This window comes from Mariniflexile soesokkakense, from assembly GCF_039650365.1.
Classification (GTDB): Bacteria; Bacteroidota; Bacteroidia; order Flavobacteriales; family Flavobacteriaceae; genus Mariniflexile; species Mariniflexile soesokkakense.
In genome coordinates this window covers 14,947-33,277 of record NZ_JAZHYP010000012.1, presented here as the reverse complement: position 1 = coordinate 33,277, position 18,331 = coordinate 14,947, and the positions used below count along the sequence as shown (strand labels likewise).

General features: G+C 32.9%; 17 protein-coding genes and 1 other RNA gene. 7 read left to right on the top strand and 11 right to left on the bottom strand.

Going from position 1 to position 18,331, the window contains the following annotated elements; translation table 11 throughout:
• The coding region (locus VP395_RS15540; RefSeq protein ID WP_346242949.1) for an MFS transporter at positions 1 to 1,003 on the bottom strand (1,003 nt) is incomplete at its 3' end.
• A 72-nt stretch (positions 1,004 to 1,075) separates the two neighbouring features.
• Positions 1,076 to 1,891 carry a M48 family metallopeptidase gene (locus VP395_RS15535; protein ID WP_346242950.1) on the bottom strand — a complete coding sequence of 272 codons (816 nt, stop codon included), beginning with the start codon at positions 1,889 to 1,891 and terminating at the stop codon, positions 1,076 to 1,078.
• A 140-nt stretch (positions 1,892 to 2,031) separates the two neighbouring features.
• On the opposite strand from VP395_RS15535, the gene msrB reads away from it, so the two are divergent.
• Positions 2,032 to 2,496 carry a peptide-methionine (R)-S-oxide reductase MsrB gene (gene msrB / locus VP395_RS15530; RefSeq protein ID WP_346242948.1) on the top strand — a complete coding sequence of 155 codons (465 nt, stop codon included), beginning with the start codon at positions 2,032 to 2,034 and terminating at the stop codon, positions 2,494 to 2,496.
• 21 nt (positions 2,497 to 2,517) lie between these two features.
• Positions 2,518 to 3,069 carry a DUF1572 family protein gene (locus VP395_RS15525; RefSeq protein WP_346242947.1) on the top strand — a complete coding sequence of 184 codons (552 nt, stop codon included), beginning with the start codon at positions 2,518 to 2,520 and terminating at the stop codon, positions 3,067 to 3,069.
• A gap of 54 nt (positions 3,070 to 3,123) precedes the next feature.
• On the opposite strand, the gene VP395_RS15520 is transcribed toward VP395_RS15525, so the two are convergent.
• Positions 3,124 to 4,053, bottom strand: coding sequence for a nuclear transport factor 2 family protein (locus VP395_RS15520; protein ID WP_346242946.1), 930 nt, complete (start codon positions 4,051 to 4,053; stop codon positions 3,124 to 3,126).
• A gap of 93 nt (positions 4,054 to 4,146) precedes the next feature.
• Positions 4,147 to 5,430, bottom strand: coding sequence for an NAD(P)/FAD-dependent oxidoreductase (locus tag VP395_RS15515; protein ID WP_346242945.1), 1,284 nt, complete (start codon positions 5,428 to 5,430; stop codon positions 4,147 to 4,149).
• Positions 5,431 to 5,547: 117 nt separating this feature from the next.
• Between VP395_RS15515 and lpdA the strand changes: the two genes are divergently transcribed.
• Complete coding sequence (gene lpdA, locus VP395_RS15510; RefSeq protein WP_346242944.1) at positions 5,548 to 6,924, top strand: dihydrolipoyl dehydrogenase; 1,377 nt, start codon at positions 5,548 to 5,550, stop codon at positions 6,922 to 6,924.
• Positions 6,925 to 7,098: 174 nt separating this feature from the next.
• Here lpdA and aroQ read toward each other — a convergent pair whose 3' ends face one another.
• Together aroQ and VP395_RS15500 are read right to left on the bottom strand one after the other, a co-directional pair.
• Positions 7,099 to 7,512, bottom strand: coding sequence for a type II 3-dehydroquinate dehydratase (gene aroQ / locus VP395_RS15505; protein ID WP_346242943.1), 414 nt, complete (start codon positions 7,510 to 7,512; stop codon positions 7,099 to 7,101).
• Between the two features lie 79 nt (positions 7,513 to 7,591).
• A complete protein-coding gene (locus VP395_RS15500; protein ID WP_346242942.1) occupies positions 7,592 to 8,086 on the bottom strand; it encodes an outer membrane beta-barrel protein in 495 nt (164 codons plus the stop codon).
• A gap of 148 nt (positions 8,087 to 8,234) precedes the next feature.
• Here VP395_RS15500 and xerD point away from each other — a divergent pair, with 148 nt between their 5' ends.
• Together xerD and VP395_RS15490 are read left to right on the top strand one after the other, a co-directional pair.
• Entirely contained in the window at positions 8,235 to 9,131 is an 897-nt protein-coding gene (gene xerD / locus VP395_RS15495) for a site-specific tyrosine recombinase XerD (RefSeq protein WP_346242941.1), read from the top strand.
• 75 nt (positions 9,132 to 9,206) lie between these two features.
• A complete protein-coding gene (locus VP395_RS15490) occupies positions 9,207 to 10,367 on the top strand; it encodes a sensor histidine kinase (protein ID WP_346242940.1) in 1,161 nt (386 codons plus the stop codon).
• Between the two features lie 49 nt (positions 10,368 to 10,416).
• Here VP395_RS15490 and rny read toward each other — a convergent pair whose 3' ends face one another.
• From rny to VP395_RS15470, 4 genes are all read right to left on the bottom strand, one after another.
• On the bottom strand, positions 10,417 to 11,991 hold the full coding sequence (gene rny, locus VP395_RS15485) for a ribonuclease Y (RefSeq protein ID WP_346242939.1): 1,575 nt from the start codon (positions 11,989 to 11,991) through the stop codon (positions 10,417 to 10,419).
• A 59-nt stretch (positions 11,992 to 12,050) separates the two neighbouring features.
• Positions 12,051 to 12,157, bottom strand: a non-coding RNA gene (ssrS, locus tag VP395_RS15480) — 6S RNA.
• Positions 12,158 to 12,214: 57 nt separating this feature from the next.
• A complete protein-coding gene (locus VP395_RS15475; protein ID WP_346242938.1) occupies positions 12,215 to 12,508 on the bottom strand; it encodes a cell division protein ZapA in 294 nt (97 codons plus the stop codon).
• 15 nt (positions 12,509 to 12,523) lie between these two features.
• Positions 12,524 to 12,814: a hypothetical protein gene (locus VP395_RS15470; protein WP_346242937.1), complete on the bottom strand. Its 291-nt coding sequence runs from the start codon at positions 12,812 to 12,814 to the stop codon at positions 12,524 to 12,526.
• A gap of 177 nt (positions 12,815 to 12,991) precedes the next feature.
• On the opposite strand from VP395_RS15470, the gene VP395_RS15465 reads away from it, so the two are divergent.
• Together VP395_RS15465 and VP395_RS15460 are read left to right on the top strand one after the other, a co-directional pair.
• Positions 12,992 to 14,677: a M23 family metallopeptidase gene (locus VP395_RS15465; protein WP_346242936.1), complete on the top strand. Its 1,686-nt coding sequence runs from the start codon at positions 12,992 to 12,994 to the stop codon at positions 14,675 to 14,677.
• Between the two features lie 17 nt (positions 14,678 to 14,694).
• Complete coding sequence (locus VP395_RS15460) at positions 14,695 to 17,157, top strand: carboxypeptidase-like regulatory domain-containing protein (RefSeq protein ID WP_346242935.1); 2,463 nt, start codon at positions 14,695 to 14,697, stop codon at positions 17,155 to 17,157.
• On the opposite strand, the gene VP395_RS15455 is transcribed toward VP395_RS15460, so the two are convergent.
• A complete protein-coding gene (locus VP395_RS15455; RefSeq protein WP_346242934.1) occupies positions 17,113 to 18,300 on the bottom strand; it encodes a cysteine desulfurase family protein in 1,188 nt (395 codons plus the stop codon). The two genes, VP395_RS15460 and VP395_RS15455, sit on opposite strands and share 45 nt — an antisense overlap.
• Positions 18,301 to 18,331: the final 31 nt, after the last annotated feature.

Here is an 18,331-nt window from a genome sequence, read left to right as displayed (position 1 = left end):
AGGCATAAAAACACAAACTCATCCAAATAAAGTTAACAAAAATCAATGTTTTTATGTTTCCAAATTTTGCCGATGCTGTCGATGTTAAAATTGCTCCAATAACCGCCACTAATTGGATAATTAATATACTAACAATAAGTCCTGTGGTTTTTTCACCATCACCACCCCAAGCTATTTCTTCTTCACCAAAATAAACAGCTACCAACATAATAGTTTGAACCGCCATACTGAATACAAAAAAAGCATATAAATAACGCTTCAACCTTAAATTCTGTTTTAATTGCATCCAAACCAATCGCAATTCTTTCAATCCATTAAAAACAATGGCTGTGGTAACTTTATGACCAGAAGAAGTTCCTTTAGGTAAAAAATAAAATGAATATTGGCTAAACAATGCCCACCACAATCCAACTGTTATAAAGGAATAACGCATCATCTGCATTTTAGAAGCACCATCATCTTGACTCATCACCATTGCTAAATTCACTATAAGCAAAATAACACTCCCTATATAGCCGAGCGAAAAACCTTTGGCACTCACTTTATCTTGTTGTTCGGGAAACGCTATATCTGGTAAATAGGAATTATAAAAAACCAAACTCCCCCAGTAACCAATTAAACCCATAAAATAAAAAAGCAAACTAATATATATATTATTGGGAGTAATATCAAACCAATACAACCCAATACAACCTGCACTTCCAACATAACAAAAGAATTTTAAAAAATTCTTTTTATTGCCAACATAATCGGCAATACCAGAGAGTATAGGCGACGTAACGGCTACTACCAAAAAAGTAAATGCGGTAACAAAAGTGATTAGCGCGGTACTTTTAAACTCCATTCCAAAAGCATGCACTACTTTTATTTCGCTTAAAAATAATGCCGAATAAAATATAGGAAATATAGATGACGTGATAGTTAAGGTATAAACCGAGTTTGCCCAATCGTAAAATGCCCAAGCATTAAGTAGTTTTTTGCTTCCTTTTTCTAATACTGCCATAAATAAAAAGCTGCTCTTTTATGAGCAGCTTCAAAGTAAGTAAATATTTTTGAATTTCGTCTTACGAAACTATTACCTAAAACTAGTCACGCCAAATTTGGCAGCTTCTTCTTTCGCTTTTGGTGCTAATGAAGTAAGATTTGCGATTCTTGAATCGTTAGAAGGGTGTGTGCTTAATAATTCCGGAGGTGCTTGTCCACTACTTTGCGTACTCATACGTTTCCACAGTTCAGCAGCTTCATCAGGATTATATCCTGCTATTGCCATAATGTACAATCCTATTTTATCAGCTTCGGTTTCATGTGCTCTACTAAAAGGCAACATAACACCTACTTGAGAACCTATTCCATAATATTGATTAAAAGCATTTCTAGATTGTTCATCTTTTATCGCAATGTTTCCCGCAATGGCTACACCCTGCTGTACATAAGCAGCACTCATACGCTGTTGTCCGTGATTAGCTAAAGCGTGTGCCACTTCATGTCCCATTATAGCAGCTAATCCCGTTTCTCCTTTTGCAATTGGCAAAATACCTGTGTAAACAACTATTTTTCCTCCAGGCATACACCAGGCATTAATCGCCTTATCTTCAACTAAGTTATATTCCCATTTATAATCATTTAAATAGCCCGCATAACCATTAGCGTTTAGCCATCTTTCAGCAGCTACTGCTATTTTTTGTCCTACCCTAGTAACCATGGCTGCATCAGATGTACCCTTAATAACTTTATTTTCAGTTAAAAACTGATCGTATTGTGCAAATGCTGTTGGAAACAACTGGGAATTTGGCACTATTGCCATTGTTTTTTTGCCAGTAAAAGGATTCGTTGCACAAGAAACAATTACTCCAACCATTACTAATATTATAAATGTATTTTTCAGTTTCATCATTGTTTTTTTAATTATTTAATAAAAGTACAAAAATTGTACCTTAATTTTTTTACACAATTTTATTTTTATTTTCTATGATTAACATTTTTTATAAATGTTATGTTTACTAATTAATTTCGACCTATTTTAAAAAAAACATGAAAAAAATAATGATTTTCTGCATCGCATTCGCTTTATTCAACTGCAATGGCAATGCACAAAAAGAAAATAAAACTTCATTTAAAGTTTCAAAAACAGATGATGAATGGAAATCTGAATTATCTGAAATAGAATATTATGTACTACGTAAAGCTGGTACAGAGCGTGCTTTTACAAGTCCGTTAAACAATAATTACAAAAAAGGAACTTACGTATGTGCGGCATGTAACACACCCTTATTTAAAAGTGCTAATAAATTTGACTCTGGTACAGGGTGGCCTAGTTTTGATAGAGAAATTAAAGGTAGTACCATAATTTCAAGTGGTTCAGATTATTATGGACGTGAAGAACATTGTGCGACCTGTGGTGGCCATTTAGGGCATGTTTTTAATGATGGCCCCAAAAACACTACTGGAAAAAGACACTGTATAAATGGTGTAGCACTTAAATTTATTCCTGAATAAATAAATTAATATCTTTACTATATGGAAAGCTATTTAGTATGTGTTATTAAGCAATTTGAATACTATAAAAGTTTAGGTGATAAAACTTTTAGCCAATTGACTTTTGATGAGATGCAATGGCAAAGTACCGAAGCTTCAAACTCTATTTCGATTATTGCAAAACATATAGTTGGCAATATGCTAAGCCGTTGGACCAATTTTTTAACTGAAGACGGGGAGAAATCATGGCGTAATCGTGATGCTGAATTTGAAGACACATACACTTCTAAAGAAGATTTAATAGCTTCTTGGGAAAGTGGTTGGTTGTGTTTATTTAATGCCTTAAAAACTTTAAAATCTGAAGATTTAGAACGCATTATTTATATTAGAAATGAAGGGCACACAGTTACCGAAGCTATTAACAGACAATTAGCGCATTACCCTTACCATATTGGGCAAATTGTTTTTTTAGGAAAACTTTTAAAAGACGAACAATGGCTGTCTTTATCTATCCCAAAAGGGAATTCTTCAAAATATAATAAAGAAAAATTTAGTAAAGAAAAAATCAGAAAACATTTTACGGATGATTTATAAAGCAAAAACCTTCAAATAAAATTTTTGAAGGTTTTTTTATTATTAAAAGTGTAATTATTTTGCTGATAAAGCTTGTAATGTATAATAGCCCATTTCTCTTGTAATCAAACCTTCATCATTAAAATTATGAACTAACAAAATTGGTATAATTACTTTTTTTCCGTCAGATTTTCGAGTCAATCGTACATCCCACCAAGATTGTACAACTTTGCCATCTCCTATTTCATAATTAAAATAATCTGGATATCCATTAACGTCGAAACTATCTATTTTCCAGCTTTCTAACATTTTTTTAAAGCCTTCTTTTTCTTCTGCTAGTGTACGGGTCTCATCTCTTCCCATATCTAGGTTAGAAAATCGTGCATTTTCTGAAAAATAACTAAAAGCTTTATCTACATCGCTATGTTCTAAAGCTCCAATCATATTTCTAACTTTATTAATATAATCGTGATGATTATATATTGTTCCGTTTTTTCTTGGTTGGAAACTATTCCTTAATTCATCGAATACTGTACCGTCATCATAACTTATCATTCTAGCTATTTTATTGTCTTTATTAACAACAAATAATCTGTGTAATTGCATATCTAGTTTTACACCAGTCTCATTATGGACACCTCTTAAATAATCCCAAGTTTGTACCCATGTACCACTTTTATCATATTCCAAGGCGTCCGGATAGGCTTCACCACTTCTTGTAAGACTTAGGTACGAAGCGTTATCTTTCCAAAAAAGCGATTGCTTTAAAAAAGTTTGCTTGTCTGTTCCTTTAGTTTCTGGATTAGAATTCATCCCGTTAACTGCCCTAAAATCTTTTGCTAAATAGCTTGAAACTGAAGTAGTATCCCCTTTTATAAAAGCTTGTTGCATAGCTTCTACAACTTTAATAGCTGGGTGTTCGCTATAAATAGTTCCATTTTTTTTCTTTTGAGAGTACATAATACATGTAAAAAGCATTATGGCAATAATTGCATGTTTTTTCATTTTAAAAAAATTTAGTTAGTTATTCTCTAAATTTAAGTAAAATATCTGAATATCAGAATATTAACACATGTTTTATTTAAAATGAGAAAAAGACTATTTTTTTAACTGTCTTTTAAAAGGACGAATAATTAAACGTGCTTCTCTATCAAATCGGATATAATTGTAGACCCAATTCACAAAAACCACCATACGGTTTCTAAAGCCTATTAAGAAAAAAAGATGAACAAACATCCAAACATACCAAGCAAAAACACCTTGAAACTTAAACTTTGGTAAATCTACAACCGCTTTATTACGTCCAATGGTTGCCATAGCCCCTTTGTCTTTATAAACAAAAGGAATCATAGGTTTTTCATCTATTAATCGAACTATGTTTTCACCCAATTGTTTACCTTGTTGAATGGCCGGTTGTGCCATCATTGGTAATCCGTTTGGAAATTCATCAGTAGACATACAAGCAATATCTCCCACAGCAAAAATATTATTAAATCCTTTAACCTGATTAAATTCGTTTACCAAAAGTCGTTCACCTTTAGTCATAAAATCACCAGCATCTAAGCCTTTTATGGTAGCGCCTTTAACACCTGCTGCCCAAACCAAAGTGGAGGTTTCAAACGTTAAATCGGTATTGGTGGTTACTGTTTTTCCATCATAATTGATTACCCGTATGTTTTTCCAAACGTTAACTCCCAGTTTTTCTAAAAAGTCTTCGGCTTTTTCAGAGGCTTTATCGCTCATCCCTTTTAAAATACAATCGCTGGATTGAATGATATGAATTTGTGCCAAACGCGTATCTAAATCAGGATAATCTTTAGGTAAAATGCCTTTTTTAATTTCTGCCAAAGCACCCGCCAACTCTACACCTGTTGGTCCGCCACCTACTATAACAAAATTCATAAGCGCATTGCGTTCGTTTAAATCGGAAGTCAATAAGGCCTCTTCAAAATTTTCAAGAATTAAACTTCTTAAATTTAAAGATTCAGGTATGGTTTTCATCGCCATACTGTTTTTTTCTATTTCAGTGTTTCCAAAATAATTAGTTTCAGCACCTGAAGCAACTACCAAATAATCAAATTTAAGTTCGCCAATATCCGTTAAAACCTTGTTTTTGAGTATGTTTATTTCTTCAACATTAGCCAATCTAAAATGAAAATTGGGAAAATCTTTCAATATTTTCCGAATAGGATACGCAATAGAATCAGGCTCTAAACCACCAGTAGACACCTGATATAGAAGCGGTTGAAAAGTGTGATAGTTATTTTTATCAAGCATAACCACTTGTACTTCTTGTTTTGATAGTTTTTTTGCCAACGAAACGCCTGCAAAACCGCCTCCAATTATTATAATTCGAGGATCACTTGTTAAAGGTATGTTCATATTCCTATTCTTAAAAACAAAGGTAATAAAAGATATAAATTTATGGGATTCTAAATTCTTTATTCAAATTAGGTTTCGTAAATTCGTAGCCTGATATTAACCGATTAAAAAAATCTCATGAGTAAATACGATATTATTGTTCTTGGAAGTGGTCCAGGGGGTTATGTTACAGCTATTAGAGCGTCGCAATTAGGTTTTAAAACCGCAGTTGTTGAAAAAGAAAACCTTGGTGGTGTATGTTTAAATTGGGGATGTATCCCTACTAAAGCATTATTAAAATCTGCTCAAGTATTTGAGTATTTAAAACATGCAGGTGATTATGGTTTATCTGTTACAGATTATGATAAAGACTTTAGTGCTGTTGTAAACCGTAGCCGTGGTGTAGCCAATGGTATGAGTAAGGGTATTGAGTTTTTAATGAAGAAGAACAAAATAGACGTTATTAAAGGTTATGGAAAACTTAAACCAGGTAAAAAAATTGATGTAGATGGTACAGAATATAGTGCAGACCATATCATCATTGCAACTGGAGCGCGTTCTCGCGAATTACCAAGCTTACCACAAGACGGTAAAAAAGTAATTGGATACAGAGAAGCCATGAGCTTACCAAACCAACCTAAAAAAATGATTGTTGTAGGGTCTGGAGCTATTGGTGTAGAATTTGCATATTTCTACAACTCAATGGGAACTGAAGTAACCATTGTTGAGTTTTTACCAAACGTGGTACCTGTTGAAGATGAAGACGTATCAAAACAATTAGAAAAGTCTTTTAAGAAAAGTGGTATTGATATTATGACTTCTGCCGAAGTTACTAAAGTAGATACTTCTGGAAATGGTGTGAAAGCTACCGTAAAAACCAAAGATGGTGAACAAGTTTTAGAAGCCGATATTATTTTATCTGCTGTTGGAATTAAATCAAATATTGAGAACATTGGTTTAGAAGATGTTGGAATTGTTGTTGATAGAGATAAGATTTTAGTAAATAACTTTTACCAAACCAACATGCCTGGTTACTATGCTATTGGAGATGTAACTCCAGGACAAGCATTAGCACATGTTGCATCGGCTGAAGGTATTTTATGTGTTGAAAAAATTGCTGGACTACATGTTGAAGCTTTAGATTACGGAAACATCCCTGGTTGTACTTATTGTTATCCAGAAATTGCAAGTGTTGGTTTAACTGAAAAGCAAGCTAAAGACAAAGGGCTTGATATTAAAGTTGGAAAATTCCCGTTCTCTGCTTCTGGTAAAGCAAGTGCTAGTGGTAACAAAGATGGTTTTGTAAAAGTAATTTTTGATGCTAAATATGGTGAATGGTTAGGTTGCCACATGATTGGTGCTGGCGTAACCGATATGATTGCCGAAGCTGTTTTAGGTAGAAAATTAGAAACTACAGGACACGAAGTATTAAAAGCAATACATCCACACCCTACTATGAGTGAAGCGGTGATGGAAGCTGTTGCCGATGCTTATGATGAAGTAATTCATTTATAAGAAGCCCCACCTAGCCTCCCCAAAGGGAAGGGACTTTCACTCGGTTAAATAAACAGGTGGAGAAGGTTACTAGTAATAAATAATTAAAAACAAAAAATGCGATTCAAAAGAATCGCATTTTTTGTTTTTGTATGAGTAAGAACCCCTCCCCTTTGGGGAGGCTAGGTACAGCTTTTAAAAACTTTGAATAGCCAACTCATAGCTTTGCAAGCCAAAACCAAGAATAACGCCTTTTACATTAGGAGAGATATAAGATTGGTGTCTAAACTCTTCCCTTCCAAAAGTATTTGAAATATGTACTTCAACCACTGGAGTTTCAATACCTTTAATAGCATCTCCTATGGCAATAGAAGTGTGAGTATATGCGCCAGCATTTATAATAATACCATCATAACTAAAACCAACTTCGTGCATTTTATCAATAAGTTCTCCTTCAATATTAGATTGAAAATAATCTATTTGAACCATTGGATATTTGTCCTTTACTTCCTCTAAAAACTCCGTAAATGATAAACTGCCGTAGATTGCTGGTTCGCGTTTGCCTAACAAATTTAAGTTTGGACCGTTGATGATGATTAGTTTTTTCATAGGGTAAATATATTAAAAATTGGGCATAAAAAAACCGAATCAAATAGCTCCGGTTTTTTTTATTGAAAAATTTTTTTAATTATAATCTATAACCTATGCCTACAAAAAATCCACTAAGCTTAACAGAATAACCACTTGGCGCTCCATCCAATAAGTTAGCCAATCCTAAATTGTATCTAGCTTCTACAAAGAAATCTTCTGAAAAGTCGTAGGCAATCCCTGCTTCAGCGCCAAAATTTAATGATTTCATTCCGTCACCAGCGTCAAGCATAATTCCTAAAGCAGGACCTACTAAAACATTAAACTCTTCAGAAACAGGAAACTTAGCTAAAAGAGGAATTGCTATTTGATCAAGATCTTCTATCGAAACATACAGAACTTCAGGTTGAAATGTAAATGAATCTGAAATTGCAATTTCAGCAAAAGCTCCAATATAAAATCCAGTTTCTGAGACAGACGCATTATCTCCTTCTGCTTTTAATTTCATGGAAGCAAAATCAGCTCCAGCTTTCAATCCAAAATTAGACTCTTGGGCATTTACGTTAACAATTACAAGAATCCCAAAGATTGTCATAAAAAATAATTTTTTCATAATTTAAATAGTTTTAATTGGTTTATACACAAATTAAATGCTTTTTTATTGAATATTAAACATTTTAATATGTATAATTACGTATACCTTTTACTATACATATTATAAAAATTACGCTATTTTTACAGGTATGAAATGGCAAAATTCACTAAAGGATTATCAATTATATTTAAAAATAGAACGCGGATTATCAAAAAATTCTATTGATAACTATAGTCTGGATGTTAAAAAACTAATGGGCTATTTAGAAGAACACCATATTAGTGAATCTCCTATTTCAATCAAAAAAGAAACCATCCAACAGTTTATTTATGAAACAGCAAAAACTGTTAACACACGTTCTCAATCGCGATTAATATCTGGTTTACGTAGTTTTTTTAGTTATTTAGTGTTTGAAGATTATATAGCTTCAAATCCTTTAGACCTTATTGAATCGCCCAAAATAGGGAGAAAACTACCCGATACACTTTCTGAAGAAGAAATTGATAAACTAATAAATGCCATTGATTTAAGTAAACCCGAAGGTGAACGCAATCGTGCCATGTTAGAAACCTTATATGGCTGTGGATTGCGAGTAAGCGAACTAATCAATCTTAAAATATCAGATTTATTCTTTGATGAAGGTTTTATTAAAGTAACGGGTAAAGGAAACAAACAGCGATTTGTTCCTATTATAAATATTACCCAAAAATATATTAACATATATAGAAGTGATATTCGCAACCATCTGGCTATTAAGAATGGGTTTGAAGATACTTTGTTTTTAAACCGTAGAGGCAAACAACTTACACGAGCTATGGTTTTTACGATTATAAAACAATTGGCTGAAAAAATCGGACTTAAAAAAAGTATTTCTCCGCATACATTTCGGCATTCTTTTGCAACGCATTTGTTACAAAATAATGCTGATTTAAGGTCTATTCAACTTATGCTAGGGCATGAAAGCATCACCACTACCGAAATTTACGTGCATCTAGATAAAAGCCATTTAGCTAAGGTTGTAGAAAAGTATCATCCTAGAAAATAATGCGTTTTAACGTCATTACTTGTTGTTTAGTCGATTTTTTTAGTATATTTGTTATCATACTTAACCTACTCCCCTATGACTGATATTTTAGACAGAACCTTTACTATAAATGAAATTGTTGATGTGCATTCAAATTTAAACTACGATGAGTTTACATCTCAATTTGCCCTAGAAAATTCAAATATTGGTGTTTGGGATTTTCATATGAAAACAAATTTTGTTCATTATTCAAAAGAAGCAAAAACAATACTAAATCTTGATGATGATTGCTCGACGCAATTTGATTGGAAAAAAATAATTCATCCAAAAGATGTAGAAAATTTATTGGTTAGCATAAACAAGCATTACTCTGGAGAAACAGCTTATTATAAAAGTGAACATAGAATATTATCTAAAAATGGAAGCTATAAATGGGTTAAAGACGTTGGTCGTGTTGTAAAAAGAGATGGTAACGGATACCCATTACGCATTATAGGAACAGTTTGTGATATCACGGAAAGAAAAGAAAAAGAAGCCAAAATATCTCAAAACTTAGATATTATAACTAATCAAAATAATAGGCTCCAAAATTTCGCACATATTGTCACTCATAATTTAAAAGAATATGCAGGTAACTTTGAAAGTTTACTTGAGTTTTATGATACCGCAGATTCTGATGAAGAAAAGAATGAATTAATTTGTCATTTAAAAACCGTATCAAATTCTTTAAAAAATACTATTACTAATTTAAACGAAATTGTAAGCAAGAGCTTTAATAAAAAAATTGAGCGTGAAAATTTGAGCATACACCATTACATTGAAAACACTATTAAACTACTAGATTTAGAAATTACCAATAAAAAAGCAATTATAAATAATAATGTAAATTCAAATATTTACATTTATGCTAATCGCTCTTATTTAGAAAGTATTATTCAAAATTTAGCATCAAATTCATTAAAATATTCACATCCAGACAGGACAGCTGTAATAAATATTGATTCGCACCTATCAGAAGACCATATTTTAACAATAACAGTAGCCGACAATGGAATAGGTATTGATTTAGAGAAACACGGAAATGATATTTTTGGCTTATACCGTACTTTTCATGGTAATTCAAATGCCGAAGGTGTTGGATTATATCTTACAAAAAGCCAAGTAGAAACACTTGGTGGCAAAATTAAAGTAGACAGTAAAGTTAATGTAGGTACTACATTTACAATTACAATGAATATCAAAAAAAATCCAGCATAAAGCTGGATTTTTTAATTAATTTATTATGAGATTACCGCTTGGAGGAACCTTATTTAGCAATATTAACAGCTCTGGTTTCTCTTATAACCGTTACTTTAACTTGACCTGGATAGGTCATATCTGTTTGTACTTTTTGAGAAATACTGAATGATAAATCGGCTGCTTTTTGGTCGTCAACCTTTTCACTTTCAACAATAACACGTAACTCTCTACCTGCTTGAATAGCATACGCCTTTTTAACGCCATTAAATCCGAAGGCAATATCTTCTAAATCTTTTAAACGTTGAATATAACTATCTAAAACTTGACGACGTGCTCCTGGACGTGCGCCGGAAATAGCATCACAAACTTGTATTATTGGTGAAATTAAAAACTTCATTTCTATTTCGTCATGATGTGCCCCAATAGCATTACATACCTCATCTTTCTCACCGTACTTCTCTGCCCACTGCATGCCTAAAATAGCATGAGGTGTTTCCATATCAGCTTCCGCATCTGGCACTTTACCTATATCGTGTAATAACCCAGCTCGTTTAGCTAATTTTGGATTTAATCCTAGCTCGGCAGCCATCACACCACAAAGTTTAGCAACTTCACGCGAGTGTTGTAATAAGTTTTGTCCGTAAGATGAACGATACTTCATTCTACCTACCATTTTAATAAGCTCGGGATGTAAATTGTGAATTCCTAAATCTATTACGGTACGTTTACCAACTTCTATAATTTCCTGTTCAATTTGTTTTTTGGTTTTCTCTACAACTTCTTCAATTCTTGCTGGGTGAATTCTACCATCGGTCACTAATTTATGCAATGATAAACGTGCAATTTCACGTCTCACAGAATCGAAACAAGATAATATAATGGCTTCTGGTGTATCATCAACAATAATTTCAACCCCAGTTGCTGCTTCAATAGCTCGAATATTTCTTCCTTCACGACCAATAATGCGTCCTTTTACATCATCAGATTCTATATTAAATACAGATACACAATTATCAACTGCTTCTTCTGTTCCTATACGTTGAATGGTATTGATGATGATTTTTTTAGCGTCCTGTTCTGCCGTTAATTTAGCCTCTTCCATAGAACTTTGAATATATGCCATGGCATCATTCTTTGCTTCTCCTTTTAATGATTCTACTAATTGTGATTTAGCTTCTTCGGCCGAAAGACTAGAAATAACCTCAAGCTGTTGCACTTGGCTTTTGTGCAATCTATCTATTTCTTCTTGTTTCTTATCTAAAACATCCAGTTTGTGATTATAATCCCTCTCTTTCGCTTCTAGACTTTCACTAAGCTTTTTAGTTTTGGCTAATTCATTAGATATTTGTGATTCTTTATCACGAGTACGCTTTTCAGCTTCATCCATTTTTTTATCGCGGGATAGGATAACTTTTTCATGTTCCCCTTTAAGCTCTAAAAACTTTTCTTTAGCTTGAAGTATTTTATCTTTTTTTATAGTTTCCCCTTCGCTATTAGCTTCCTTAAGTATTAAGGCTGCACTTTTTTTAGCTTCCTTAACTAGTTTAGAAGCATTGTTTTTCTCTAAGGTTTTAGCAATAATAAAACCTAATATAAGTCCTAATATTACTCCCCCAGCAATCAATATAATTGAGTTATCCATTATTGTGTTTAGTTAATTTTAATATAAAAAAAAGCCTACATCAGTTTAAAATTTTGTATAAACCCCTTAAATACAAGTTTAAGGCTAACAAGCTGATCAAGGATCTGCTCAAGGCAGCATGCTTTTACAACTTAAACTCACCTTTTTTAAAGAATTAACGTTGAGTTTATCAAATATAAATAACTAATGTAGGCAGTAACTTTTAGTTTATTTTAAAGAACGTTTAAGAGACCAAATGAGAATGTAACAAACTGTTAAGAGCATTCAGTTTTTCTTCTACATGCTCACTTACACTCTCTTTATCAATAGATTTCTGTTCAACTTGAGATGCAAATTGTAAAGCACACATTGCCAATACATCCTGTTTATCTCGAACAGAATAACTTTGCTCAAATTGCTTAATCATTTCTTCAATGTTTTTAGCTGCTTTACGTAAACCTTCTTCTTGACTCGCGTCAATAGTTAAGGGGTACACTCTATTAGCTATAGACAGCTTTATTTTAAGCTTTTCTGACATTGAATTTGATGTTGCTTAATCAGATAATTGAGTAATACAATGATCAATATCTCTAATTAAGGCATTTATTTTAAGCTTAGTTTCTCTTTTATTATCGTCACTACCAAGTATTGTATTTGCCATTTTAAGTGCTTCATACTTTTCTTCCCAACCTGCTATATGCAACTTTTGGTTTTGAATTTCTTGCTTTGAAACCTCTAATTCTTCATTCAATTTCGAGTTAGCAAGCTTCAAAAGCTCTAGTTTGTGTAATACCTTGCTAATTTTGTTTTCTAAAGAATCTACAATATCTTCAATATTACTCATTTGCAAATTTCAATACTTATCTCACAAAGTTAACATACCTGCTTATAAATTACAATTGTTTTTTAATAAAATTTTAAAAATTTCGTTATTACTCACAATCAATACCATGGCTTGATTTTTGTTTTATTCTTTTGCACATTAATAACTAATTAATATTTTAGCATCAACGACTCACATATGCGATTAATCCTTTATATTTTTTTAGCTTCATCCTTTTTTACCCATGCCCAAAATAATTATCCACAAGATTATTTTGGTTCTCCGCTAGAAGTACCACTTATTTTATCTGGTAACTTTGGCGAATTGCGTTCCAATCATTTTCATTCTGGTTTAGATATAAAAACGCAACAGCGCGAAGGTTTAAATGTTTTAGCATGTGCCGATGGTTTTGTGAGCAGAATAAAACTGGCGCATTTTGGATACGGGAAGGCTTTATACATTACGCACCCTAATGGCTACACAACTGTTTATGGACATTTACAAAAATTTTCGCCCGAAATAGAAGCCTATATTAAAAAACAGCAATACGAAAAAGAATCGTATGAAATAGAATTGTTCCCAAGTGCCGAAACCTTACCGGTTACCAAAGGAAATATAGTTGCTTATAGTGGTAATACGGGTGGTTCTGGCGGACCGCATTTGCATTTTGAAATTCGCGACAAAGAGGAACGCCCCATAAACCCCATGCTTTTTGGTATTGACATTAAAGACAATTCAAAACCTATTGTAAGTACCATTTATGTATTTCCTTTAGATGAAAATGCTTCGGTAAATAAGTTAAATTCTAAACAAAAATTAAGACTTATCCCATTAAAAAGCGGTGATTACACTACCGAAAGCATTGAAGCTTATGGTAACATAGGTTTTGGCATTGAAACCACCGACAGACAAGATTTGGCGGCAAACTCAAACGGTGTTTATAATATTCAAACCTTTTTTAATGGTAATCAGAATTTCGAGGTCGATTTTAGTGTATTTTCTTTCGATGAGTCATCGTGCATCAATCAGTTTATAGATTATGAACATTATAGTACTAGCAGACAACGCATTCAAAAATTATTCAAAAAAAACAATCCGTTAAGTATTTTAAAACCTATAATAAACGATGGTACTTTAACTATTAAAGACAGTACCTCATCAGTTTATAAAATTCGTGTTTCCGACTTTAAAAACAACGAATCGTTTGTTACCATCAACATCAAAGGAAACAAACCAACAATTTTAAACCCTAAAGTAGAAAAAACAACACCATATTATATTACCGCAAATCAAATTACCAATTTAAAATTGGGCAATGTGTCGGTCGATTTTTACCAAGACACTTTTTATGAAGATTTTTACATCGATTTTGATGTAAATGGCGACATACTTACACTACACAAAGATGTGGTTCCCACCAGAAAGAATTTCACCATAAATTACGATATTAGCAATTATAAGGATGCCGATAAAGACAAATTGTTTATTGCACGCTTAGTTGGCTATAAAAATTACCCTGTATATTCGTTTACAAAAAGAGACGGAAATATACTATCAACAAGCACAAAAACATTAGGTAATTATGCTCTTGCAACCGACACTGTAAAACCAAGAATATCAGCTTTAAATTTTAAAGACGGACAGTGGTTAAGTAATTATAGGTTTTTGAAAGTTAAGATTGATGATACCCTTTCTGGAATTTCTAATTACCGAGCTACAGTAAACGGTAAATGGATTTTAATGGAATATGACTATAAAACAGATACACTTACTTACGATTTTAATGACGGCATAATTACCGATACTAAGAATGATTTTAAGCTAATTGTAACCGATAATGTTGGAAATAGTGCTACTTTTGAAGCAACATTTTTCAGGAAATAAAACTTAACAACTACCATTTGAAAACAAAATTTTACGTTTTTTCCCTATTATTTTTTTCAATTATTTGTGCTGGTTATTCGCAAACTGCTACTATAAAAGGTATCATTCTAGACGAAACAAACACACCCATTGCAAACGTAAATATTAAAACCAATACCAAAGGAACGGTTACCAATTCCAATGGTTTTTATATTTTAGAAATTCCTGCAAACCAAGATGTTTCTATTGAATTTACACACCTTTCCTTTAAGAAAATAATAAGTTCGTTCAATTTAAAAAATGGCGAGGATTATGAGTTTAATCCGGTTATGAGCACTTCCATAGAACAAATAGCCGCCGTAATTGTAACCAACAAACGCCAACGCGATGTGGAAGGTATTATTACCCTAAAACCTGAAACTATTAGAAAAATCCCAGGTGCCAATGCGGGCGTAGAAAACTTACTATTAACACTTCCGGGGGTTAGCAACAATAATGAATTAAGTACACAATACTCGGTACGTGGTGGTAATTACGATGAAAACTTAGTGTATGTAAATGATATTGAAGTATATCGTCCTTTTTTGGTACGCTCAGGTCAACAAGAAGGCTTAAGTTTTGTAAATACTGATATGGTGCAGAATGTCGATTTTTCAGCAGGTGGTTTTCAAGCAAAATATGGCGATAAATTATCGTCTGTTTTAGATATTACTTATAAAAACCCGTATCAATTTGAAGCTAATGCCGACTTAAGTTTATTGGGAGGAAGTTTTTCTGTTGAAAACATTAGTAAAGATTCTAAATTTTCTGGTATTGTTGGACTTCGTTACAGAGACAACAGTTTGTTAGTAAAAGCTAAAGAAACCGAAACCAATTTCAAACCTTCGTTTGCTGATGCTCAAGCATATTTTACCTATAAGTTTACAAGCAAGTTTCATTTAAGTTTTTTAGGAAACGCTTCTATCAACAAATACAATTACCAACCACAAACACGTCAAACCAATTTTGGAACCCTTACCGACCCTATTGCTCTTTTAGTTTTTTATGATGGTCAGGAAAAGGATCGCTACAAAACTTATTTTGGAGCTTTTAAAGGAACCTATTTTGCGAACGATGATTTAACTTTAAAACTTATTGCTTCTAGATACCACACTATTGAAGAAGAATATTTTGATATTTTAGCACAATACCGTTTAGGTGAAGTAAACTCGAATATAGGTGAAGAAAGTTTAGGTGAAGTTGAATTTAGTAGAGGTGTTGGTGCTCAATTGAACCACGGTAGAAACGATTTAGATGCTCTAATTACAAATATTGAACACAAAGGCGATTTTAATATTAATGATAACCGTATAGAATGGTCTTTAAAATACACCAATGAAGATATTCGCGACCGCTTAATTGAATGGGAAGTTATAGATTCGGCAGGTTTTTCAATAAGACCACCAAAAACAATTCCTGCAAACGAACAACCTTACGAGCCTTATAGTGGCCCTTTAGTACCATTTACAAATGTTAGAGCGACCAATTACACACAAATAAACCGTCTACAAGCCTATGCGCAATGGAGTAAACGAGCAACTATTGGTACCAGTGATGTTTGGTACAATGTTGGGGTTCGTGTACATAATTGGAATGTAGATGGTGATAATATTTCATCGTCTAACCAAACTGTATTCAGTCCAAGAGCGCAATTCGCTATTAAGCCCTATTGGGAAAAAGACATGCTTTTTAGAATTGCAGCAGGTGTTTACTACCAACCGCCTTTTTACAGAGAACTTCGCGATGCAGATGGCATGGTACAACCCAACGTAAAAGCACAACAATCATTTCACTTCGTTTTAGGAAACGATTACAGTTTTAAGATGTGGGATCGTCCTTTTAAACTTACTTCAGAAGCTTATTATAAAAACCTTTCTGATGTTAACCCATATACTTTAGAAAATGTGCGTATCCGCTATGCAGCTAATAACAATGCCAAAGCATATGCTTACGGATTTGATATGCGACTGAATGGCGAATTTGTTCCCGGAACAGAATCGTGGTTTAGTTTTGGCTATTTAAAAACCGAAGAAAACATTGACAACAAAGGCTATATTTCGCGACCAACAGACCAACGTTTAAAATTTGCTGCATTGTTTCAAGATTACGTCCCCAATGTGCCTAATATGAAACTGTATTTGAATTTAGTTTATAATACAGGCTTACCAGGAGGTTCACCAAGTTATGCCGATCCATATGATTATCAAAATAGATTACCATCATACAAACGTGCCGATTTAGGTTTACAATTTGTATTAGTTGATGCTAAAAAACAATTTAGTAGCGGCTGGAAAAAACCATTTAAAGAACTCTCATTTGGTTTTGAAATCTATAACATGTTTGATGTACAAAACTCTATAACCAATACATGGGTTCGCGATGTATATACCAAGCGCCAATATGCAATTCCCAACTATTTAACACCACGTGTTTTTAATGTGAGGACGACCATGAAGTTTTAACTGTCCAGCAAACTCTTTCAAAACCCCAACTACATAATCTATTTCTTCCTTGGTATTATAAATACTGAACGAAAACCGAATGGATGGTTTTTGTAAATCTTCTTCGTTTAAAATCTCAGTTAATACATGCGAGTTTTGGTTGCTTCCGCTTTGGCAAGCACTTCCTTTTGAGCAAGCAATTCCTTTTAAGTCTAACTGAAATAATAACATCGCCGCTTTTTTAGGTGGTATGGGTAAACATAAATTCACTAAGGTATAAGTGCTCTTTTCCAAGTTACCAGACTTACCGTTAAAACGTGCATTAGGTATATCACTTTCAATTTTATGTATAAAGTATTGTTTTAAATCTTTTATATAGGCTGTTTCTTCATCTAAGTTTCCGTAGGCATATTTCAAAGCAATTTCTAAACCAACAACATTATGAAGACTTTCTGTACCTGCACGAAGTCCTCGCTCCTGCTCACCACCAAAAATTAATGGTTTTAACCCTGAATTCTTCCTAATAAAAGCAAAACCAACACCCTTTGGTCCATGAAATTTATGGGCTGCGGCTGCAATAAAATCAACTTGAATATCTTGCAAGTCCATTTTATAATGTCCAACAGATTGAACTGCATCACTATGAAACAACACGTTATTTGCTTTACATAAGGTAGCAACACGCTTCATATCTAACACATTACCAATTTCATTGTTAATATGCATTAAGCTTACTAACGTTTTCTTTTCAGTTTTCAAAAGCGTTTCCAAATGCAAATAATCAATCTTTCCATTTGGCTTTAAATCAACATAACTAACGGAAATTTTGTAGTCTTTAACCAATTGGTCTATCGTATGCAAAACTGCATGATGTTCAATTTTAGTTGTAATAATATGCGTTATTTTTAAATCTCTAACAGCACTAAATAAAATTAAATTATCGGCTTCGGTACCGCCAGAAGTAAATATAATTTCACTAGCAGATACATTTAAATAACTTGCAACTGCTTTTCTCGATTTTTCTATTAATGCTTTAGAAGACCTACCGAAACTATGAGAAGAAGATGCATTGCCATAATTGGTTTTCATAACTTCTGTCATCGCAGTAATTACTTCGTCTCTTATCTGGGTTGTGGCAGCATTATCAAAATATACCTGTTGCATGTTGTTTTTTTAGAGCGTAAAAATACTTAGA